The following is a 22,490-nucleotide window of genomic DNA, read 5'->3' as shown; positions in this document are numbered from 1 at the left end:
AACCGCGACATCCCGTTCAACGGCTTGCCATGGTTCTTCGACCACGCCGAAACCATCACCCCGCAGAACATCGAGCGGGTGCGCGCCCTGGGCGGTGGTATCGCGATCCAGGACCGCATGGCCTTCCAGGGCGAATACTTCGTCGAGCGCTATGGCGCCAAGGCCGCCGAACAGAGCCCGCCGATCAAGCGCATGCTCGACATGGGCGTGCCGGTGGGCGCGGGCACCGACGCTACTCGCGTGTCCAGCTACAACCCGTGGACCTCGCTGTACTGGTTGGTCAGCGGCAAGACTGTCGGTGGGCTGGCGCTGTACCCCGAAGGGCTGAGCCGCGACACCGCATTGCAGCTGTTCACCCAGGGCAGTGCCTGGTTCTCCAGCGAGCAGGGCAAGAAAGGCCAGATCAAGGTCGGCCAGCTGGCGGACCTGGCGGCACTGTCGCTGGACTTCTTCAGCGTCGATGAAGAGGCGATCAAGGGCATCGAATCAGTGCTGACCATCGTCGACGGCAAGGTGGTGTACGGCGCCGCCGAGTTCGACAAGCTCGGCCCGCCGCAGGTGCCAGTGCTGCCGGAATGGTCGCCGGTGGCCAAGGTGCCGGGGCACTGGCGTGCAGGCGCGCCATCGCTGGCGGCGGTGGTGCACCAGTGTTCGGGGCCGTGTGGGGTGCATGCGCACAGCCATGAGAAGGCGCGCCATTCGACGGTGCCGGTCAGTGACTATCAAGGGTTCTGGGGGGCGATGGGGTGTTCGTGCTTTGCCTTCTGATGTGAGATGGCAAGAAGGGGCCAGTGATGGCCCCCTCTTGATTCACCCTGGCCGTGCTCCGGTTGCTCGGGCGCAATCAAGGCGTGGGTGGATCCTAGCCGAAGGTTTTCATGAATGGCTCAGCAGACTGGCGGATTGCCGCAGCCACATTCGGAGCCTGCTCGCACAGTTCAACGGAGCGAGCCAGCACCCGCTCCAGGGCTTGCAACTGCTCGCGAATAATCTCCTCTGGCCGGGCCACATCGCATGCCTTGGCGAACTCCAACAGCCCCTGCCGCGACGCGAACAATGACTTGTTGCCGACCAGATCCAGTGCCAGTACGTCTCCTGGAATGTAGGCCGTGGTGTTGACGATATCGTAGGCGGGCGCCAGCCGCGCGTCGCGCTGCGTAGGGTCGCAATACAGCAGCCCGAAGTTTTTCAGATGAGCGTCGCCGTTTCCAAGGATGCAACTCAGGCTCACCATGGCAAACAGCTGCGCAAGGGAGCCCTGTACCGCTTCAGGCGGACAGAACAGGCGGATGGCTTTGGCAATGGCAGAATAGCTCTTACTGTATTTCTGCTCCGCCGCTAGCCCCATCAATGCGGCCATATCTTCGAAACCGATGGGGTCGAGTTGCTCGTCCCGGTCAAAGCGGCGCATGACGAACAGCTTGCTGTTGTCGGACAAGTAGAACTCCGGCACCGCAATTCCCGCTTCCCTGGCCACGGACATGCAGAGGAATTCGTTGATCGCCAGCCCAGGAAATTCGTCTCGGCCGCTCTTGATGATCAGGTCGGAGGTTTTCGACGTAAAACGCTGCAGCGTGGCGTCCTGTTGCTCTGGCACCAGCACCTTGGGCTGCACGCCCGATATCCCAGCACGCAAAATGTAGCGATCCACCAGGCCAGCAAAAATATCCTCGGCACCATCCCAGGCCAGGATTTCCTCCAACTTTTCCCCGCAGAACTGCTGCCTTTGCAAGAGTGCATCGACCTCTGCCGAATTCACCGCCACGCGCCCGATAGGTGAGCTGCTGCCGGACAGAGCCAGCAGCAGCATGGGATCGACATTCACCACCTTGGCCAGGCGGTTGCGCAATTGTTCCAGGACATAGCCTTCTGGCAGATTCATCTGGAAGATCGGGTGCAATTCCCGATGACGATACTCATCCAGACGCACAGGCATCAGTAGGCTGATCGCTGCTTGCGCGCTGGCCTGTTCGTGGTAGCGGAACAGATAGTCCCCGGCGGAGCTGAGGATCCGCCCGCTCTCGCCCTCGGGCGTTGTCACCCGCAGTATGGTTGTCATCAGTCAAACACTCCCTGGATCTCGTCCAGTGTGGGCATGGCTGCAGATACCAATGCGAACTCACAGTCCAGGGCTGCCAGCACTCGTGCATAGGCCGCCATGCCCACCGACATGTCACCCCTTTCGATGGCGATGACTTTCTGCCGGGTGATGGCCGCCAAGGATGCCAGCTTGGCCTGTGTCAGACCGCGATTCAGGCGGCGCTGGCGGATCTGCTCGCCCAGGCGGCGGGTGATAAGGGAATAGTCCATGTTCTGTATACGTAACAAAATAGATTGAATGTAACGTATACCTAACCTTTGAAAAAATCAAAGCGGATTAGCCAGTCCGGCTCGAGCGATAACGCCAGCTTGCAGGGTGCTTCTCACCGCAGCCGAGAAACTCGGTGAAACATCAATGGTGAGCCTTGTGCTCCCCACCCGCCAACAGATGCCGCACCTTCACTGCCACCCCCTCGGTCTGCAACTGCCTCACCCGCGCTTCGATCTTCAGCTCGCCACGGGTCACGCGGTGGTGATGGCGCAGATGCTCGAGCCACGACTCCTCGAAGAAGAATTCCTGCCACTGGCAAGGGTCGCTGCTGTCCTGCATCAGCCCCCAAGACAGCGCACCATTGCGCTTGCGCATCGCCTCCAGGTCACGCGCCACCAGGCGGAACGCTTCCACTTTATCGGCGGCGATGTGGTATTCGACCGTGACCATCACCGGGCCGCTTTCCTGGTCCAGTTCCTCGCTGAGCAGCGGCGTCGGCCAGTGCAGCGAAGGGGTGAGGTCCTCGGCTTCGGTTTCCGGCAGGGCGACTTTCATCGTCAGCAGCGTGCCCAGCCCCAGGCCGCCAGCGGCCACCAGCAGGCTCAGGGTGATCGAGGCGTGGCTGGCCACGCTGCCCCAGAGCAACCCGCCCGCCGCCATGGCGCCGAAGAACACCAGGATGTACACCGACAAGGCCCGCGCCCGCACCCAGGCCGGCACCGAGGTTTGCGCGGCCACTTGCAGGTTGGACAGCACGGCGATCCACGCCGCACCGCTGAGCAGCATGGCCGGTAGCAGCGCGTAGAAGTTGCGCACCAGGGCCAGGGCCAGCAGGAACAGCGCGTACAGCAGGCTGGCCAGCAATACCATGCGGTCGCGGCTGATCTTCTCGCGCAGCTTGGGCAACAGGGTTGCGCCAGCCACCGCGCCAATGCCGATGGCGGCCAGCAAGATGCCGAAGTCTGCCGCGCTGCCCTGCATTTCACCGCGTACGATCAATGGCAGCAGTGCAGTACCGGCGCTGGCACAGAAGAAGAACGCCAGCGCCCGCAGCAGCACGGCCTGCAAGGGCTTGGCGCTGCGGGCGAAGCGCATGCCGGTGCGCATCGCGCCGAAGAAGCGCTCGGCCGGCAGCAGCGGCGTGGCTACCTCGCGCTTCCACAGCAGCAACACCAGGATCACCCCGGCGAACGACACGGCGTTGAGGGCGAAGGTCAACCACGGCCCCACCATGCTCACCACCACGCCGGCCAACGCTGGCCCGACGGCTCGCGAAACGTTGATGCCGACGCTGGAAAGCGCCACGGCGTTGGCCAGGTCCTTCTTGTCCACCAGCTCCGGCGTCAGCGCGCTCCAGGCCGGCATCATCAGTGCGGTACCGATGCCCAGCGCCAGGGTCAGGGTGAGCAGCAGGGTGACGTTCATCAGCCCCAGCAGGGTCAGCGCCGCCAGCACCACGGCCACCCCCGACATCCATAACTGCACCAGTAGCAGGTAGCGGCGTTTGTCGACGATATCCGCTGCAGCGCCCGCCGGAAGCGCCAGGAAGAACATCGGCAGGGAGCCCGCCACCTGGATCAGCGCCACATGCAGGGGGTTGCTCGACAGGCTGGTCATCAGCCAGCCCGCGCCCACCTCGTGCATCCAGGTGCCGATATTGGAGGCGATGGTGGCGATCCACAGCATGCGGAACGTGGTGTTGCTCAGAGGGCTCCAGGCGCCCGAACTGGTCGCGTTGCTCATATCAGAAACGGCCTTTGAGTGGGTATTCGAGAATGACGTAGAGGCGGTCGATGTCGTCGCCGCCCTGGGCCTCGTTGGCCCGGTGGCTGACGTGGGACAGCGACAGCCTGAGGTCCTTGGCTACACCGGCCTGCACCACGTACTTGAGTTCGAGGTCGCGCTCCCAGTGCTTGCCGCCGTCACCGTACTGGCCAGCATAGGCGCCGTTGGCCGGGGCATGGCTGCCGTCGATGCCGCGGCCTTGCACGTAGCGCCCCATCAGGCTCAGGCCGGGCACGCCGAGGGTGGCGAGGTCGAGGTCGTAGCGCAGTTGCCAGGAGCGTTCACCGGGGCCGTTGAAGTCGGCGTACTTGATGGCGTTGGCCAGGTAGATGGCGTCGCCGCCGACGAAGTCGAACGGGGTGTCGCCACGCACCTTCTGGAACGCCAGGGTCAGTGCCTGGGCGCCGAAGCGGTACTTGGCCGCCAGGCTGTAGGCGAGGGTATCGATATCACCAGCGCTGGCCTTGCCGCTGTCGCGGGTGCGATAGAGGTTGCCGTCCAGGCGCCAGTTGCCGGTGGACAGGTTGAGGTTCAAGTAGGCCTGGTTCCAGGTGTCTTGCAGCTGCGAAACGTACAGTGCGCTGCTCAGCGGCCCGGCGGGGTCGAAGGCGGCGCCGGCCAGGCTCATGGCGTGGCCCTGGGTGGTGGCGCCGTAGCCTGCGAAGTCGTCGTGGGTGGAGCTGTTGTCCTGGTTGTTGAACGCGGTGAAACGCCCGGCTTGGAAGCGCCAGTCCGGCAGGTCGGTGTTTTCCAGCAGCCAGCCGGTGGCGTATTCGGGGTGCAGGCGTTTGTCGCCGGTGTCGAGTACCGGCGTTTCCACCATCATCTCGCCGTAGCGCAGTTGGGTATTGCCCAGGCGCAGCTTGAGCGCGGCGCCGGCGCTGGAGTAGTCGGACTCGGCGCGGCCATCGCTGTCCCGGGGCAGCAGGCCGGCGCCGGCATGGCCACGGCCGCCGTCGAGCTTCAAGCCGACGAAGCCATGGGCGTCGATCCCGACGCCGATCACGCCGTCGGTGAAGCCCGAGCGGACCTCGCCGATAAACCCCTGGGCCCATTCCTGGCGGTAGTTCTGGCCGTTGCCGGAGGGGGTGCGGTAGTCGCTGTGGAGAAAGTAGTTGCGGCTGAGCAGCGACCAGCCCGGTTCATCGGCCAGCGCGAGAGCGGGGCCGAAGGCGAACAGCGTGGCCAGTAGGGCTCGATGGGCAACAGGCATGGGCGCTCCGGTGTACATGGGGTGGGACTGTACGCCGGGGGGCGGGTGGGGTCTTGTATAGGTGTGCGGTGGGCCCTGGCAGAATTGTTCTATGCAAGGCCGCTTCCACGGGAAAGCCGATCACGCCATGTCGCAGTTGGCGAACTCCTCGGCCAGGTGGTCGATCAGCGCCCGCACCGATGGCAACAAGCCGCGGCGCGACGGGAAGATTGCATGGACGATGCCGCAGCGCGGGTGCCACTCGGGTATCAATTCCACCAGCCGACCGGCCGCCAGGTCCTCGCGCACCGCGATGCGTGGCAGGTGCGCGATGCCCACCCCGGCCACCACGAAATGACGCAGGGCGAACAGGTCGTCGGTGACCATGCGCGGTGTGTGCTTGATCACCAGGCTAAGGCTGGTGTCCTCGCCCTGGAACAGCTCCCACTGGTACTCACGCTGGGCGCTGCCCCAATGCAGGCTGGGCAGCGTGCTCAGCAGGTGCGGGTCGAAGCCTTCGGGCAGTTGCTCCAGGTAGGAGGGGTGGCCAACCAGGCATTGAGTGCTGGCGCTCAGCACCTTCATCACCATGTCGGTGTTCTCCAGCGGCGGAAAACGCACCCGCAGCGCCACGTCGAAACCCTCGTGCAGCAGGTCGACGCGGCGGTTGGTGCTCTCGATGAACAGCTCCACCTGCGGGTACTTGAGCATGTAGCGGGCGAGCATCGGCCCCACCCAGGAGTTGAGCAAGGTGGTGGGGCAGCTGATACGCACCAGGCCACGGGGCTCGCTGCGGTTGCGCTCGATGATCTCGGCAGCGCCCTCGGCCTCCACGCGCATGGCCAGGCAGCGGTTGTAGTAGGCCTGGCCGACCTCGGTCAGCGAGCAGTGCCGGCTGGTGCGCTGCAACAGGCGCACGCCCAGGCGCTCCTCCAGCTCGGCGATGCGTCGGCTGAGCTTCGACTTGGGCATGTCCAGCGCCCGCCCGGCAGGGGCGAAGCCGCCGTGCTCGACTACCTGGGTGAAGTAGTAGAGGGAGTTGAGGTCTTCCATTGGGGACGTTCTCGGGATGGGACGCGTGACGCAGTCTACCGAGACTGTAGGCGTTCGCTAGGCCGATGCGCAGCAAAAATAGGATTGCCTCCTGAGTTTTATCGGGGAATTCCTACAGTCTTGCATGGAAAACTCCCTTAGTTTTTGTAGGAAATTTCGAGCGTCGATCAGGCAGGGCTTAAACAGGCGAAGACATGCAGTTGACCAAGGGTCAACGAGCATTTCGAACCTGTTCAAGCCTTGCCTGGTTGTCGTGCATGCACTTTTCGTAAAGCGCCTGTCCGGGATGGCGCGGTGCTCGGAAGCGTATTGAGGAATGGGTCTTGTCCAAGCGTAAACAGGTAGCGATTGTCGGTTGTTCTTTCCGTTTTCCTGGCTCCACTTCCAGCACCTTCTGGCAGCACCTGCTGAACGGACGCGACCTGGTGACCCAGGTCGACGCCTCGCGCTGGGCGCACGCCCCCTTCCTGCACCCTGACAAGGCCCACCCCGGTACGAGCTATACCTTCGCCGCCGGTACCCTGGGAGATATCAGCGGGTTCGATGCAGGCTTTTTCAACATCTCGCCGCGCGAGGCGGCGATGATGGACCCGCAGCAGCGCATGCTCCTGGAGATGTGCTGGGAGACCTTCGAGAACGCCGGGGTCAAGCCGTCCAGCCTGCGCGGCAGCAGCTGTGGCGTGTACCTGGGCATTGCCGGGGTCGAACAGGCCTACCGGCTGGTCGAGGACCTGGCCTCGATCGACGGCGCCACCGCCACCGGCCACACAGCAAGCATCGCTGCCAACCGCCTGTCGTTCTTCTATGACCTGCGCGGCCCGAGCATGGCCATCGACACCGCGTGCTCGTCGTCTTTGGTGGCCTTCCACCAGGCCTGCCAGGCCATCCTCAATGGCGATATCGACCAGGCCGTGACCGGTGGCATCAGCCTGCACCTGCACCCATTCGGTTTCATGATCTTCGCCAAGGCCAGCATGCTGTCGCGCAATGGCCGCTGCCAGGCGTTCGATGAGCGTGGCGATGGCTATGCGCGTGGCGAAGGCGGTGGCCTGTTCATGCTCAAGGACTACGATCAGGCCGTGGCCGATGGCAACCCCATCCTCGCCGTGGTGGCGGGGACCGGGGTCAATACCGATGGGCGCAAATCGAGCCTGACCTTGCCCTGCGCCAATACCCAGGCCTCGCTGCTGGCGAACACCTACACCCGGGCGGGCATCGACCCGGCGCAGCTCGACTATTTCGAGGCCCATGGCACCGGCACGGCGGTCGGCGACCCGGTGGAAACCCGCGCCATCGGCGAGATCCTCGGCAAGGCGCGCAGCGCGGGCAACCCGCTGCCGATCGGCTCGGTCAAGAGCAACCTCGGCCACCTGGAGGCAGCCTCCGGGGTCGCCGGGCTGGTCAAGGCCCTGTACAGCCTGCAAACGCGCACCGTGCCGCCGACCATCGGCATCCAGGCGCTCAACCCGAACATCGACTTCGCCGGGCTCAACCTGCACGTGGTCGACGAACCCCTGGCGCTCAAGGCGCAAGGGCAGTTGACCGTTGGCGTCAACTCCTTCGGCTTCGGCGGGGCCAATGCCCACATCATCCTGCACAGTGCCGAGGCGCCAGAGGCTGCGTCCCCGGCGCCGCAAGTGCGGCCCCTGCCGTTGCTGCTCAGCGCCAAGACTGCCGAAGGGCTGCAAGCCAATGCCGCGCGCTTCGCCGACTACCTGGCCGAACATACCGACAGCGGCTTTTACGATGCCGCCTACCAGGCCATGTTCCGCCGTGATGCCTTGCCCCATCGCCTGCTGTTGATCGAAGCCGACCCGATCAAGGCGGCCCAGGCACTGGCCGACTACGCCCAGGACCCGAGCCTTAGCGAGCTGAGTTCGGTGCTGGAGGCCGGTGTGGCGCGGGAGCAGGCCGGCGGCCCGGTGTTCGTCTATTCCGGCAATGGTTCGCAGTGGCAAGGCATGGGCCGGGCGCTGCTCGACGAGCCGGTGTTCGCCGAGGCGCTGGCGCACGTCGACGCGGTCTTCCAGCCGCTGGCAGGCTATTCGCTGCGTGCCGAACTGCTGGGCGAGCATGGCGACGACCGCTACGCGCTTACCGAATTTGCCCAGCCCGCGCTGTTCGCCGTGCAGGTGGCGGTCACCCGTGTGCTGGCTGCCCAGGGCGTGCAGCCGGTGGCGGTGGTTGGCCATAGCGTTGGCGAAGTGGCCGCCGCCTGGGCCTGCGGGGCGCTGAGCCTGGAGGACGCGACCCAGGTGATCTACCACCGCAGCCGCCTGCAAGGCCTGACCCGGGGTGGCGGGCAGATGAGCGCGGTTGGCCTGGGCGGCGAGGCCACGGCAAGGTTGCTGGTCGAGCTGGGGTTGGCCGATCGCCTGGTGGTGGCGGGTGAGAACAGTGCTCGCGGCGCGACCGTTGCAGGTGCGGTAGAGGCCCTGCAAACCCTGGAGCAGGCCCTCGGCGAGCGGCAAGTGTTCGTCCGCCGCCTGGGCCTGGACTACGCCTTCCATTCGCCGGCCATGGATGCCATCGAGCAGCAGGTCCTCAGCGACCTTGCGCATATTCGACCGCGCACCACTCGCCTGCCGTTCTACTCCACGGTCACCGGCACTGTGCTCGACGGCCCGCGCCTGGACAGCCAGTACTGGTGGCAGAACATCCGCTTCCCGGTGCTGTTCCAGGGCGCCATGGACGCTCTGGTGGCGCAGGGCCTGAATGTCTTCGTCGAAGTCGGCCCGCACCCTATCTTGCGCGGCTATGTGGCCGATGCCCTGGCCCAGCGTGGACAGCCCGGGCAGGTGATCGCCACGTTGCTACGCGACGACCACAGCCCGCTGCTGTTGCAGCGCAGCCTGGCCAAACTGTTGCTCGCCGGTATCGAGCCGCAGTGGCAGGTGCATTTCCCGGTCGCGGGCAAGCCCGTGCAGTTGCCCAACTACGCCTGGCAGCACGACCATTTCCAGCTGCCGGTCAGCGCCGAATCGTTCGGTGTGTTGCAGCGCGAGCGCTTGCATCCGCTGCTGGGCTACCCGCTGGCCAACCATGCTCTGACCTGGGAAAACCAGCTCGATACCCAGCGCCTCCCCACCCTGGCCGACCACAAGGTTGGTGAGTCGGTGCTGTTCCCTGGGGCCGGTTTCACAGAGCTGGCCTTGGCCGTGGCCTTGGTGCAGCAACCGGGAGCGTTCGCCGATATCGAGGAACTGGAGATCCATAACCCGTTGCTGCTCGCCAGCGACGCCAGCAAGAAGCTGCGCGTCACCCTCGAGGAAGCCGATGGCACCCTGCGCATCGCTTCGCGCACCCTGGCGCAGCATGAAGAGTGGCAGACGCATGTGGTCGCGCGCCTGCCGGGTGAGGCCCGCGGTGTCCTGCTCGAGGCGCATGCCCCGGCCTTGCCGCAGCGCCCGGCCGACTACAGTGGCGAACACCACCTGGCCCTGACCCGCGCGGTCGGCCTCGACTATGGCCCAGCCTACCAAGCCGTGGCGGCGGCTTGGGTAGAGCCATCGAGGGTGCTTGCGCAACTGGCGGTACCTGCCGCCATCGAGGGTGAGCTGGCCAGCCTGCATGTGCACCCGGCGCTGCTCGACGGGGCTTTCCAGCTGATCACCGAACTGTTGGTCGATCAGCCCGGCAGCAACCGTGGCCTGGCGTTCATTCCGGTGCGTTTCGGGCGTATCGCCTATGCGGTGGGCAGGGGCGTGCCTAGCCTGGCCGAGGTGCGCCAGCTCAAGCGTACCGCGCATTCCCTGTTGGTGGACTTCACCCTGTTCGACGCCGCTGGTGATGCCGTGCTGGCGATCAAGGAGGCGCGCTTTCGCGGGGTCCGTCTGCAACGCGACCGCGCCAACGACATCAAGCGCCTGGCCCATGTCGGTATCGCATCGCCCGGCCCAGTGGTCGCGCTGCAACGCCATGCCCCCGCTGCCACGCCATTGCTGGCGCATTTGCAGTGCCTGGCTGACGACCCGTTGCAGGCACGCTACCTCAATGAAGTCGAGCCGTTGCTCGATGCGCTGTGCTCGAGTTTCGTCCAGGACCTGGTCGAGCACTGCGGCGCGCGCCTGGACCGCGAGCGGCTGGCGCACTGGGCGCAGGCCGCGGCAGTGCCTGGTGACTACCTGGCGAGCTTGCTGCGCCATGGCGAGCAGGACGGCAGCCTGGTGCGCAACGCCGAGGGTGGCTGGCAACTGGCCGACCCGGCACCGCGCCCGGCATCGGAGGCTATCTGGCGCGAGCTGTTCCACAGCTACCCGGAATACTTCCAGGTCATTCATTCGGTGGGGCGTATCGGCCGCCACCTGCAAGCGTTGCTCGACGCCAGCCTGTCGATCGACGCATTGCAGCCCCGGGAAACCAGCACTGCCGGCCTGGCGCGTCTGGTCCTGGGTAGCGCTGGCCAGCAACGCCTGCTGGCGGGTGTGCGCGAAACCCTCGAGCAGCGCCTGGCAGCATTGCCTGCCGGGCAGCGCCTGCGTGTGCTGGAGTTCGGTTTCGGCACGGCCCCGCTCGCAGAACAGCTGTACCCAGGCATCGACTTCGACCGGGTCGATTACTGCTACTGCGTCCAGGCTACGGAGCTGGAGCAGCCCCTGCGCGATGAGTGCCCGGCCTTGCAGGTCATCGAGCCTGGGCAACTGGCCGACGCGGGCACCTTCGACTGGGTGCTGGTGCCCACCGACCTGGCGCCGCTGACGACCCTCGGCGAGGCGCTGCGCCTGGCTACCCAGCAGCTCAATGCACATGGCCAGCTGGCCTTGCTCGCCCATTACCCCGCACGTTGGGCCGAGTTCGTCTTCGGTGCCCAGGCCGACTGGTGGCTGGCCGGGCCCGAGCAGGCGCTGTCACGCCAACAGGCCCCGGCGTTCTGGCGTCACGAGCTGGAACGTCATGGCCTGAACCTGGCGCAGCTTGTCGAGGCCCAGCCAGGCAATGCCTGTGGCAGCTACCTGCTGCTCGCCGACAAACCGGCTACCGCCCAAGCCAGCCCAGCGCCGCTCGCGCTGCAGCACTGGGCCATGCTGGCCGATGCCGGGCAGCAGGCCGCCGAGCGCCTGGCCAGCCACCTGCGCGAGCGAGGCCAGCAGGTCAGTGTGTTGCAGCCGGGCGATGCCCCGGCCTTGGCGACGCAATTGCGCGCCCTGGAACAACCTCCTGAACACCTGTTGCACCTGGCAGGCTTCGACAGCGCGCAGGGCCTGGAAGGCCAGGCCGACCGTTGCATGCAGGCCGCAGCGCTGGTGCAGGCCTGCGAGGCCATCGGTATTGGCCCGAATTGCTGGCTGGTGACCCGTGGCGCCGCTGTGCATTGGCATGGCGGTGCCGAGCTCGATGACCTGGCGTCCATCGCCGATGCTGCGCTGTGGGGCTTTGGTCGCACCCTGGCCAACGAATCGAGCCAGTGCCGCGTGCGCCTGCTCGACCTGGCACACGGCGCGCCTGTCGAGCACCTGGTGTCGGCGCTGCTGCACGCCGATGCCGAAACTGAACTGGCCCTCGATGCCGAAGGCCGGCGCTACGTGCCTCGCCTGCGCGTGCTGCCCGAGCAGGCCCGTGCCGACAACAGCCAATGGCTGAGCCTGGGCTTCGAGCTGCCAGGCCAACTGCGTAACCTGCGTTGGGAAGTACGCCAGCCGCAGCAGCCCGCCGCGCATGAGCTGGACATCGCTGTACGCGCCACCGGCCTGAACTTCCGCGACGTGATGTTCGCCCTTGGCCTGCTGTCGGACGAGGCCATCGAGAATGGCTTCTCCGGCCCGACCCTGGGCTTCGAGTTCGCTGGCGTGGTGCAGGGCATGGGCGCCGAGGTGCCTGGCGACTTCGCCCCCGGCGACCGGGTGGTGGGCTTCGGCCCCAGCAGCTTCGCCACGCGACTGGTGACCAACGCCAATGCCGTGGCGCGTATTCCCCACGGCATGTCGTTCGAGGCGGCGGCGACCATCCCCAGTACCTTCTTCACGGTCTATTACGCCCTGCATCACCTGGCCCGCCTGGAGCCTGGCGAGAAGGTGCTGATCCACGGCGCCGCCGGGGGCGTGGGCATTGCCGCGATCCAGCTGGCGCGCTGGTGCGGCGCCGACATCTACGCCACTGCCGGCAGCGACGAGAAGCGCGATTTCCTGCGCCTGCTGGGTGTCGACAAGGTGTACGACTCCCGCTCGCTGGCCTACGCCGACCAGATCCTCGCCGATACCGACGGGCGTGGCGTGGACGTGGTGCTCAACTCCCTGGCAGGCGAGGCGATCAACCGCAACCTGCGCGTGCTCAAGCCGTTCGGCCGCTTCCTGGAACTGGGCAAGCGTGACTTCTACCAGAACACCCGCATCGGCCTGCGGCCGTTTCGCAACAACATCAGCTACTTCGGCATCGACGCCGACCAGCTGATGAGCGAGCGCCCAGAGCTCACCCGGCGCTTGTTCGCCGAGATGATGGCGCTGTTCGAGCAGGGCATCCTGCACCCGCTGCCCCTGCGTGCGTTCGATGCCAACCAGGTGGTCGAAGCCTTCCGCTACATGCAGCAGGCGCGGCAGATCGGCAAGGTCGTGGTGACCTACGACCACCCGATCGAGCAGCGGATCGATACCTGCGAGCGTGCAGCTGCGACCTTGCGTTTGTCTGGCGAGGCCACCTACCTGGTCACCGGCGGCTTGGGCGGCTTTGGCCTGCGTACAGCCCAATGGCTGATCGACAAGGGCGCCCGCCACCTCGTGCTGCTGGGGCGGCGAGGGCCGCAAAGCCCCGAGGCGCAACCGAGCCTGGCGCACTGGCAGGCCGAGGGCCTCGATGTACAGGCCGTGGCCTGTGACATCACCGATGCCCGGCAGGTGCGCGAGGTGTTGGCGCGCATCGACGCCAGTGGCTACCCACTGCGCGGCCTGGTGCATGGGGCGACGGTCATCGACGATGGCCTGGTTCGCAACCTGGACGCCGCACAGCTGCGCCGGGTCCTGCAACCCAAGGCCCTGGGCGCCCAGCACCTGCACGAACTGACCCGTGGGCGGGCCCTGGACTTCTTCGTGATGTTCTCGTCGGCCACCACCCTGTTCGGCAACCCCGGGCAAGCCAACTACGTAGCCGCAAACCACTGGCTCGAAGCCCTGGCGCGCCACCGCCGCAGCCAGGGGCTGGCGGCCACTGCCGTGCTGTGGGGGGCCATCGATGATGTCGGCTTCCTGGCCCGTAACACGCAGGTCAAGGAGGCGCTGCAAAGCCGCATGGGCGGTACCGCGTTGCGCGCTGAAGTGGCCCTGGCGCAACTCGAGCGCATGTTGCTCGAGGGCGATGATGGCCTGGGCGTGTTGGAGCTGGACTTCAAGGCGTTGTCGCGTTTTTTGCCCAGCGCTGGCACGCCACGCTTCGCCGAACTGGCCCGCGCCCAGGGTGGCGATCAGCAAGACGACAGCGACAACGAAGACATCCAGCGCATGCTCGCCGAGCTGGACGACGCTGCGCTGCTGGAGCGCTTCGCGCAGATGCTCAAGGCCGAGGTCTGCGAGATCCTGCGCCTGCCTGCCGCGCGCCTGGATAGCACGCGGCCGCTTCAGGAGCTGGGCCTGGATTCGTTGATGAGCATGGAGCTGGTGGTGGCCCTGGAGGAACGCTTCGGCATCCGCTTGCCGGTGATGGAGCTGAGCGACAGTTCCAGCATCGACAAGCTCAGCGTGCGCCTGCTGGCACTGCTGCGCGGCGAGAGCAGCGATGCCGCAGCGCCGGCCAACCTGGCCGCGAACCTGTTGGCGCGCCATGGCAGCGAGCTTACCCCCGAGCAGATGGCCGAACTCGATGCCGGTGCGGCGCCACACCGATTGATCGAGTAGAGGACTTCATGAACCCAACAACGCCCAACGGCCTGGCGGTCGACACCAAGCAACGCCTGATCCAGCGAGCGCTGGCGCGCCGCCTTAGCGAGGGCGAGGGCAGCGCGGGCACGACCCTCGAGCAGGCGCAGCAGGCCAGTGTGCAGGTGCCCGGAGCGTTCTGTCGCTTCGACCAGCATCCTGGCTACCAGCAGTTGCAGGTGATCCAGCGCAGTGCGCTACAGCTTGGCCTGAGCAGCCCGTTCTTCCGCCTGCACCAGGGCACCGCTGGGGCGCAGACCCGCATCGACGACCAGCAGTACCTGAACTTCGCCAGCTACAACTACCTGGGTTATTCCGCCCACCCCGAGGTGGTCGAGGCCGCCAAGGTGGCCATCGACCGCTACGGCACTTCGGTGTCGGCCAGCCGCCCGGTGTCTGGTGACCGGCCGTTGCACCGCGCGTTGGAGCGCGAGCTGGCCGCCCTTTACCAGGTCGACGATGCGGTGGTGATGGTCAGCGGCCATGCCACCAACGTCACCACCATCGGCCACCTGTTCGGCCCGCGTGACCTGGTGCTGCACGACGAGCTGATCCACAACAGCGTGCTGCAGGGTATCCAGCTGTCCGGCGCCCGTCGGTTGAGTTTCGCCCATAACGATTGGCAGGCACTGGACCGCCTGCTGGCCGAGCAGCGCCAGCACTTCGAGCGGGTGCTGGTGGTGGTCGAGGGCATCTACAGCATGGATGGCGACTACCCCGACCTGCCGCGCTTCGTCGAGCTCAAGCGTCGCCACAAGGTGTTCCTGATGGTCGATGAGGCCCACTCGCTGGGGGTGATGGGCGCCACCGGCAAGGGCATCCGCGAGCATTTCGACTTGGCGGGCGATGACGTGGATATCTGGATGGGCACCCTCAGCAAGGCCTTGGCCAGCTGCGGTGGCTATATTGCCGGTAGCACGGCGTTGGTCGAGCACCTGAAGTTCCTGGCACCGGGCTTTCTCTACAGTGTCGGCCTGCCGCCCGCCACCACGGCGGCGGCCCTGGCCGCGCTGCGCCTGCTGGCCAGCGACGGCGAACGTGTCGCCACCTTGCAAGCCAGGGGCGAGCTGTTCCTGCGCCTGGCCCGCGAGGCAGGGCTGGATACTGCAACCAGCACGGGGCTGGCGGTGATTCCGGTGATTACCGGCAGTTCGCTCAAGGCAGCAAGGCTGTCCAGCGCGTTGTTTCGAGCGGGGCATCAATGCCCAGCCGATTCTCTACCCGGCGGTGCCGGAGCAGGCGGCGCGGGTGCGCTTCTTCATGTCGTGCGAGCACAGCGAAGCGCAGATTCACGAGGCGGTGGCGATCGTTGCCGAGGAAATGGCCAGGCTGGGTTGAGCTAGCCCTTTGCGGGCGCCAGTGGCCGACCGCAGCCGAGCATGGTGTGCGTGTAGTTGAGCAATGCGTTGCGTAGCGACGCCGGCTCGGAAAGCCTTGCCTCACCCAGGGCGCCATCTTCGATTCTCACCAACGGCACATCGGCCTGGCGGGCACGTTGCGCCAGGGTCTGCGGCTCCCTCGCTGCCCAGACCAACAAACGCCCCCGCTCGGCAGCCACCTGTTGCAGCAGCGCAGGGCCATCCTCGGCAAAGCGCAGCGCACCCCATCGGCTGGCGCACAAGCGGCGAGCCGCGCGTCGTTCGTGGCGCTTGGCACCGATCACCGTGGTAGAACCTGCGAAAGCCGTATCGCGTGCCTTGGTATGCGCCAACTGGCGGGCCACGGTGAGGGGGTCGGTGAGCTGGCCGGTGAGCGGGTCGACATAGCGGCAATAGCGCACATAGGCCGCTGCCACCAGTTGCACCAGGTCGGGCTGGGCCTGGCGCCGGGGTATCGCCATGCGGTCGTCGGTCAAGCCCCAGCCGGCATAGAACGGCAGGCCGAAACAGGTTACCGGCACGCCCTGGATCAGCGCTTCCAGGCCCGCCTGGCTGGTGCCGATGTACACCCGACGCGCACGTCGGGCAAGCGACGCCCAGGACACCGGTCGCGCCTCCAGCGTAACCCCGCGCGCCTGCGCCGCCGCCAACAGGCAACTGGGCTTGTGCCCGCCGAGGCAGTCGGGGTGGATGCGCACCCGCACCTCGGCATCGGGGTTTTCCGCCAGGGCGGTGTCGAGCATGCGCACGTAGTCGGCCTCGCACAGGCCACCGCCGGGAATCGAGAAGTCGCCCGCCGTCTGGTCGACCACCAGCACCAGCGGACGCTCGCGGCCTAGCGGGTCGTCGGCGGGCAGGTCGGGCGCGTTGTTGTACTTGCCGATGCCGCTACTGCGCATCAGCGCAATCAGCTCGCGGGCACAGGCCAGTTCGTCCTCGGCCAGGCGCTCGGGATGCTGGAGGATGTTTTCCAGTAGCGATGGCCGGGCCGCCAGGTAGTGGATGCCGATGGGGTCTACCACCAGCGACATCGGGGTGTCGCCCTCGACGCCCAGCGACGAGGAGCGCAGGAAACCGTCCTCGATGGCGATGTAGGGCAGGCCCCAGCGCTGGCACAACAACCGCGCGTGGTCCGAGGAGCTTTTATAGCCGACCCCGGCGATGGCCTTCAGGCCCTTGGGCGCTTCAGCGCCACGCCGCCACAGCCAGAAAGGCGGCCCCTCGGGGCTGAGGAATTGCGGCAGGTGCACGACCTTCCACGCCACCCATTGGGACATGATGCCCACCCAGCCGGGGCCCTCGACCAAGGAGGACAGTTCGATCGCCTGCTCGCTCATATCAGGCCACCTTCGCGGCCGGCATGACCCTGGGCGCATGGGCATGTTCAAGTAGTGCACTCGACAGCGCCTCGACCTGCATTGGCGCGGGGGAGCAGCCGGGCTGGTGGCGATTCGACCAGATCAGGTAGTCGGTATCGCCCGCCGGTGCCCCAGTGGCCTGGTAGACCTGCGGCAGGATCGGCACATGGTCGCCAAAGAAGCACAGCAGCGCCTCGTGCGGCTGTGCAAGCAGCGTGTCGCGCAGCAGGCCGAGCATGCGGTTGGTGTTGCCGATATGCCGCAGGTAGGGGGCCAGGTCGCTCATGCCCGGTTGCAGCGGGCGGTCGAACCAGATGGGCAGCTCGATGTCGGCAACGCGTTCCAGGTGCAGCGGGCCGTGGTTCTCCATGGTGATCACATGGATGAACAGCGGCTGCTGGCGGCCAGGCGCTTGCAGCAGCTCGCGGACCTTGTGCGCCACTGCGCAGTCGCCGATGAACGGCCCGGCTTTTTGCGAGGTGTCGAAGGCGCGTATATCGATGAAATCATCGAAACCCAGGGCGGGCAGCACCTTGTCGCGGCCATAGAAACTGCCCTCGTAAGGGTGTATGCACACTGTGCGATAGCCTTGCGCCTTGAGCGCTGAGGCAATGCTCGGCAGGCCCTGGCGAGCCAGCGTCCGGTAGGGGTTGAAGCGGTGTACGCCAAGCCGCTGGGCAGAGATGCCGGTGAGATAGGCGAATTCGGTACGCACGGTATTGGCGCCCCAGGCAGCCACTTGCAGCTTGCCTTGCGCCAGGGCTTCGCGGTTGAGACGGTCGAACTCGCCAAGGACTTGCGGGCGTATGCCGCGCCATAGCTTGCGCACATCGAAGAACGACTCGCTCTGGATCGAAACCAGGTCGGGGAGTTGGGCAGGGCAAGCCTGCACGGCTGCAAACGGCGAGGTGAGCTGCGAGCAGTCCACGGGTTGGCGGGCCGCCCAGAAATACCGCCACAAGCAGGCTGCCAGGCCCCATGCGCGCAGGTCCTGCTCGGCGTCGAAGCTTGGCTGTACCCGGCGGTTGCCCAGGCGCAGCAGGCCTAGGCCCAGCACCAGCGGTACCAGCGCTTGCGGCCGCGCCCCTGGCACCTCGAAGGTCAAGCCTGCCCACAGGTACGCCAGGAACCCCAGCGCCAACAGCGCTGCCTTGACGAAGCCGAAGTACGGCAGGTACAGGCGTGGAAAGCGCAGCATGTCGCTGAAGAACTCGAAGTCGGCGCACACGAATGGCTCGCGCAGCGAGCGGTACTTGGTGTTGCTCACCAGCACGATCAGCAACCACAACAGCAACAGGTTCACGCCGCTGAACAGTGGCCTTGCGGTGAGCCCATACAGCAGCCCCAGCCCCACGCACCACAACCCCGCGTGCAACATCCAGCAGCTGGTGGGTCGGCGCAGCGCAGGTCGGGGTAGCAGCAGGCTTTCCACCAGCACGCTCAACGACAGGCCGACCAGCGCGACCAGCAGCAGGGGAACGTCAATCACTGTATTTCAGGCCCCGCAGGATCATGGAAGAAAGCCGCTGCGGAATGAGCCCCAGCAGCCAGGTACCGAGGTTGAGCGGGAAGGGAAAGCTGATGCGTGCCTGGTTGGCCGCAAGCCCACGCTTGATACGCCGGGCGGCTTTTTCGGCGGTCCACAGGAACGGCTTGGGCCCCGGCATCTCGAAGCACATCTTCGACTCCACGTAGCCTGGCACGATCACGTTCACCTTGACCCCCTCCGGCGCCAGCCAGTCGCGGATCGCCTCGCCATACACGCGAATCGCCGCCTTGCTGGCGCTGTAGGTCGGCGTGACCGGCAGGCCACGCCAGCCAGCCAGGGAACTGAACAGGGCGATCTGCCCGTGGCCACGGCTGCGCATGGTCGGCAGTGCTGCCTCCACCGTGGCCAGGGCCGCCAGCACGTTGACCTCGAGCAGCGCGCGGCTGTCGTCCCAGCGCTCGGCCTGGCCATCGCTGCCGATTGCCGTGTTGAGCCCGGCGCCGACCAGGATCAGGTCCGGTTGCTCGCGCTCGCTGACCCGCCGCACCATCGTCCGCAGGGCGTCGAGGTCGCGCACGTCGAGGGCTTCGAGCAGCACCCGGGCCCCCAGTGCGCGGCACTGCTCGGCCATTTCCTCCAGCCGCGCCTGGCGCCGGCCTTGCAGGATCAGGGTCACGCCCGGCGCGGCATAGGCGGGGGCCAGCGCACCGCCGATGCCACCGGTGGCGCCTGTGATAAGGATGCAGCGAGGTGAGCCGGCGGGGTTCATAGGTAGGTTTCGAGTCTCGAGGTCTTGGCCATCAGCACTTGCAGGCAGTTGGCTACGGCCATGTCGATGCCGCTGCGGGTGTAGAAGCCGCCATTGACCTGGGTGGTGTGGATGACCGTGTTGCGAAAGCGTTGGAACAGGGTGTCGTCGGGCGCCTCGGGGTGCTGCCAGAAGTCGTCCAGGCTGCCCTGGTGAGTGAGCCCGGGCATGGCGTAGATCGGTTCGGCCAGTGTGTGCGTCGGGCGCTGGTGCAGCAGCGCCGAGGCACCGGCGGTGCTGTTGACGGCGATCAGCCCGGCAATATTCGACAGCAGCGTGGGCATGTGCCCGCTTTCGAGAAAGTCGACCCGGCCGGCCACATCGTATTCGCGCGCCAGGCGCGCGGTGACCTTGCGGTAGTCGACCAGGCCTGGCGTCAGTGGGTGGTTCTTGATCAGCAGCCGCGTCGCGAGCGGGGCGCTACGCGAGAACGAAGCGATCACGTGCTCGATCACCTCGGCCATGTCCTGGAACGGCGAGTGGTCGCGGATCTGCGCATCGCTGTCCAGTTGCAACGCCAGCAGGAAGGTCGGGCGCCGCGCGCGTGCGGCCTGCTCGACCCGCGCATCGTCATGGGCGCGAGCGCGCAGCACACGCAGGCCCTGGCGAATGAACCCGGCATATTCCACGGCCGCATTGAACGGCGCGTGGGTGCGATAACGGGGAAAGCACAGCGGATTGAGTGCACCGCCAGCGTGATACAGCACATCGTGCAGGGCGCGGGCGCTGAACGACTGGGTGAAGGCCTCGCCGTTCTGGTAGCGCGGGAGGTACTTGCCGACCTCGCGGTACCAGTCCGGGTCGCGCGGCAGGCGTGAGTGGTTGTTCACGCCATCGCGCTACAGGGTGATCCAGTAGGGGCGGAAATAGCCTTCTTCGAACACATGCACGCGCACGCCCAGCGTGCGCGCCAGGCTTACCGCAGGCTGGTGTACCGGCCGGCAATCGCCGAACAGCACCAGGTCGGTGATCTCGTGTTCACTGAACACCTGGGCGTAGTAGGCGTGCAGGTCCTGCGTCGGGCGCCTACAAGCGCGCGAAGATCCGCCCGCGCCATAGAGCAAGTCGCCGACATTGAAGCGGATGCTGTGCACACGCTGCCCGATGCCGCGCAGCCCTTTGGCCAGGTGACGGAAGAACGGCGAGCTCACACCTTGCAGGAACAGGAAGTGCTTGCGCGGCGCCCTGGCGTTCAGCGCGCCGGGCGCTTCATGCCCATCAAGCTGCCCAAGCGTCGTATCAAGTCCTGCCATCTAGAGGGTGCTCCTGGCTGCGGCAACGTATGCCAATGCTGTAGTTCGTAGAGGGTCTGCTCGGCGGTGGTGAAACGGTTGGTGATGCGGCTGACATAGGTGGGGTAGAGCAGCAGCGTGCCTGCCACCAGCTCGTCCAGGCTGAGCCGCCGATTGCGCCGGGCCTGCACCTGCGGGGCCAGGTCGCGGTCCTCGGTAAGCCCCCAGCCTGCGTAGAACGGCTGGCCATAGGTGGTCACCGGCACCCCGCGCAGCAGCGCTTCGAAGCCGGATTGCGAGGTCAGCACATGCACCTCGTCGACCACCTCCAGCAACTGCTGCAAGGGTGTGTCGCCGATCACTTCGTCGCACCAGTGCACGGTCTGCGCCTCGTCGTCGCCGCGGGCACGTGTGCCGGCCAGCACTTCCGGGTGCGGCTTGTACAGCACCCAGGCCTTTGGGTTGGCCTCGCGTACGGCCCGCAGCAATTGCAGGTTGTTGCGAATGCGGTTGCCACCGAAACGGATCGACGCATCGCCCTCGACCTGGCCGGTCACCAGGATCACCTTGTGCGCCTCGGCCGGGCGCTGCCAGTGGGTGCCGGGCAGGTTGTACTTGGTCAGCCCGGCCCGGCAGATTGCCTGGCGCAAGGCCTCGGCGCGCGACAGCAGATCGCTGTCGAAGGCATGGGTGGCGAGGATGCGCTCCAGGCGCGAAGGGCGTGTGGCGTCGTAGTAGATGCCCAGGTCGTCGACCACCCAGGACATGGGCCGGACCTTGCCCGCACCCAGGCCGACCGAGCGCAGGAAACCATCCTCTACGCGGTTGACTGGGTGAGGGTGGTCGTGCAGGTCGTCGTCGTGCTTGCAGCCCCAGGTCAGTACCGGGAGGTCTTGCGTCAACGGCTGCTGGGGCTTGGCGAAGCGAATGGCCGCGCCGTTGAAGAACAGCTCCGCGAGTGGCTCCTTCCAGCGACTGAAACCAAGCATCTGCACCTGTTCTGGCAGCTTGCTGCGCTGGCGACGTTGCAGGCCAAGCCAGGCAACCAGTGTCTCGGGCGTGCAGGGCTCGCCGCGCTCCGGGCACACATAGCGTGGGTAGCGCACCAGGCTGGCGTGGATCAACTGGGCCAGCGGCACAGGCATGCGTCGTGTCGGCGCCGGCAAACGATCGTCGGTCAGGCCCCAGCCTGCGTAGAACGGCATGCCCCAGGTATGCACCGGCACCTTCCACAGCAATGCATCGAAGCCCAGTTGCGAGGTCATCACGAACACTGCGCGCATGCGTGGCAGCAGTTCAGCGGGGTGGATATTGCTGGCCAGCACCTGCACCCGAGGGTTGTCGACCAGTGCCACCAGGTCGAAATGCCCGCTCTTGCGGCCAGCGACCACGTCGGGGTGCACCTTGAGCAGGATCGTGCTGTGCGGGTAGCGCGCCAGTGCCGCGTCGAGCATGGCGCGGAAGTCGTCGGCAGTGGCGCCCTGCAAGGAGGCGTCGGCGCGAGTCTGGTCGGCGACCAGCACGCAGTCGTCGGGCAGTTCGGGGGTTTCGATGCGGGCATCGTTGTACTTGGAGACCCGCTGCTGCTGCCACAGTGCTTGCAGGGCGTGGGTGCGCTGGGTTTCCTGCGCTGTGAGCGGCGCGACGATCAGCTGCTCCAGGCGCGAGGGCGCGCTGGCGTCGTAGTACACGCCAACGTCGTCGACGATCAGCGACAGCGGTGGCTCGTCGGCACCCAGCCCCACCGAGCGGATGAAGCCGTCTTCAAGCGTCAGGACCGGCTTGTCGGCCTTGCGTGCCTCGGCGATGGCTTTGAGAGCGCTTGGCTTGCGGCCCCAGGCCATGACCCAGTCCGCCCGCGCTACGTCGCGCACGGCACCGTTTTGCAGCCTGTAGTCAGGCAACAGGGCGGGCAATGTCGAGATGGCTTGGGTGCCTTTGGAAAGGACCAGCAGGCGCGGGAAGGGTGTAGCGGGTTCCATAATTTTGTGGCGAATTTTCATCAAAAACGGGGCGAAAAGGATGTATGCCTTGTGCGAAAA

General features: G+C 66.3%; 11 protein-coding genes and 2 pseudogenes. 3 read left to right on the top strand and 10 right to left on the bottom strand.

All coding sequences use genetic code 11. The features are described from left to right. Positions 1 to 768, top strand: a 768-nt coding sequence (locus ACQKPE_RS07035) for an amidohydrolase family protein (RefSeq protein WP_427664419.1), incomplete at its 5' end; no start/stop codon positions are given. Positions 769 to 862: 94 nt separating this feature from the next. Here ACQKPE_RS07035 and ACQKPE_RS07030 read toward each other — a convergent pair. The 5 genes from ACQKPE_RS07030 to ACQKPE_RS07010 all read right to left on the bottom strand — a co-directional run bounded on the left by ACQKPE_RS07030 (position 863) and on the right by ACQKPE_RS07010 (position 6,341). Further along, positions 863 to 2,059: a type II toxin-antitoxin system HipA family toxin gene (locus tag ACQKPE_RS07030; protein WP_427664417.1), complete on the bottom strand. Its 1,197-nt coding sequence runs from the start codon at positions 2,057 to 2,059 to the stop codon at positions 863 to 865. Then, positions 2,059 to 2,310: a helix-turn-helix transcriptional regulator gene (locus ACQKPE_RS07025; protein WP_427664416.1), complete on the bottom strand. Its 252-nt coding sequence runs from the start codon at positions 2,308 to 2,310 to the stop codon at positions 2,059 to 2,061. Before ACQKPE_RS07025 ends, ACQKPE_RS07030 begins: the two co-directional genes overlap by 1 nt. Positions 2,311 to 2,452: 142 nt before the next feature. Beyond that, on the bottom strand, positions 2,453 to 4,054 hold the full coding sequence (locus tag ACQKPE_RS07020; protein WP_427664414.1) for an MFS transporter: 1,602 nt from the start codon (positions 4,052 to 4,054) through the stop codon (positions 2,453 to 2,455). Position 4,055: 1 nt separating this feature from the next. Continuing rightward, entirely contained in the window at positions 4,056 to 5,309 is a 1,254-nt protein-coding gene (locus ACQKPE_RS07015; RefSeq protein WP_427664412.1) for an OprD family porin, read from the bottom strand. A 120-nt stretch (positions 5,310 to 5,429) separates the two neighbouring features. After that, the gene (locus tag ACQKPE_RS07010) at positions 5,430 to 6,341 is read right to left on the bottom strand and encodes a LysR substrate-binding domain-containing protein (RefSeq protein ID WP_427664410.1); all 912 of its coding nucleotides are present in this window, start codon (positions 6,339 to 6,341) and stop codon (positions 5,430 to 5,432) included. A gap of 323 nt (positions 6,342 to 6,664) precedes the next feature. Between ACQKPE_RS07010 and ACQKPE_RS07005 the strand changes: the two genes are divergently transcribed. Together ACQKPE_RS07005 and ACQKPE_RS07000 are read left to right on the top strand one after the other, a co-directional pair. Beyond that, positions 6,665 to 14,161 (top strand): SDR family NAD(P)-dependent oxidoreductase, encoded by a 7,497-nt coding sequence (locus ACQKPE_RS07005; RefSeq protein WP_427664408.1) that lies wholly within the window; start codon positions 6,665 to 6,667, stop codon positions 14,159 to 14,161. 8 nt (positions 14,162 to 14,169) lie between these two features. Then, positions 14,170 to 15,520 (top strand): annotated as a pseudogene (locus tag ACQKPE_RS07000) (aminotransferase class I/II-fold pyridoxal phosphate-dependent enzyme). Position 15,521: 1 nt separating this feature from the next. On the opposite strand, the gene ACQKPE_RS06995 reads toward ACQKPE_RS07000, so the two are convergent. The 5 genes and pseudogenes from ACQKPE_RS06995 to ACQKPE_RS06975 all read right to left on the bottom strand — a co-directional run bounded on the left by ACQKPE_RS06995 (position 15,522) and on the right by ACQKPE_RS06975 (position 22,430). Further along, the gene (locus ACQKPE_RS06995; RefSeq protein WP_427664406.1) at positions 15,522 to 16,898 is read right to left on the bottom strand and encodes a capsule biosynthesis protein; all 1,377 of its coding nucleotides are present in this window, start codon (positions 16,896 to 16,898) and stop codon (positions 15,522 to 15,524) included. 1 nt (position 16,899) lies between these two features. Further along, a complete protein-coding gene (locus ACQKPE_RS06990) occupies positions 16,900 to 18,393 on the bottom strand; it encodes an LTA synthase family protein (RefSeq protein WP_427664423.1) in 1,494 nt (497 codons plus the stop codon). Positions 18,394 to 18,400: 7 nt separating this feature from the next. Then, a complete protein-coding gene (locus ACQKPE_RS06985; protein WP_427664405.1) occupies positions 18,401 to 19,177 on the bottom strand; it encodes an SDR family NAD(P)-dependent oxidoreductase in 777 nt (258 codons plus the stop codon). After that, positions 19,174 to 20,469, bottom strand: a pseudogene (locus ACQKPE_RS06980) (capsule biosynthesis protein). Before ACQKPE_RS06980 ends, ACQKPE_RS06985 begins: the two are co-directional and overlap by 4 nt. Next, on the bottom strand, positions 20,409 to 22,430 hold the full coding sequence (locus ACQKPE_RS06975) for a capsular polysaccharide biosynthesis protein (protein ID WP_427664403.1): 2,022 nt from the start codon (positions 22,428 to 22,430) through the stop codon (positions 20,409 to 20,411). Before ACQKPE_RS06975 ends, ACQKPE_RS06980 begins: the two are co-directional and overlap by 61 nt. Positions 22,431 to 22,490: the final 60 nt, after the last annotated feature.

Origin of the sequence: Pseudomonas sp. NPDC089554 (assembly GCF_050280645.1) — a bacterium.
Taxonomy (GTDB): Bacteria; Pseudomonadota; Gammaproteobacteria; order Pseudomonadales; family Pseudomonadaceae; genus Aquipseudomonas.
This window is presented reverse-complemented; position numbering and strand designations above follow the sequence as displayed.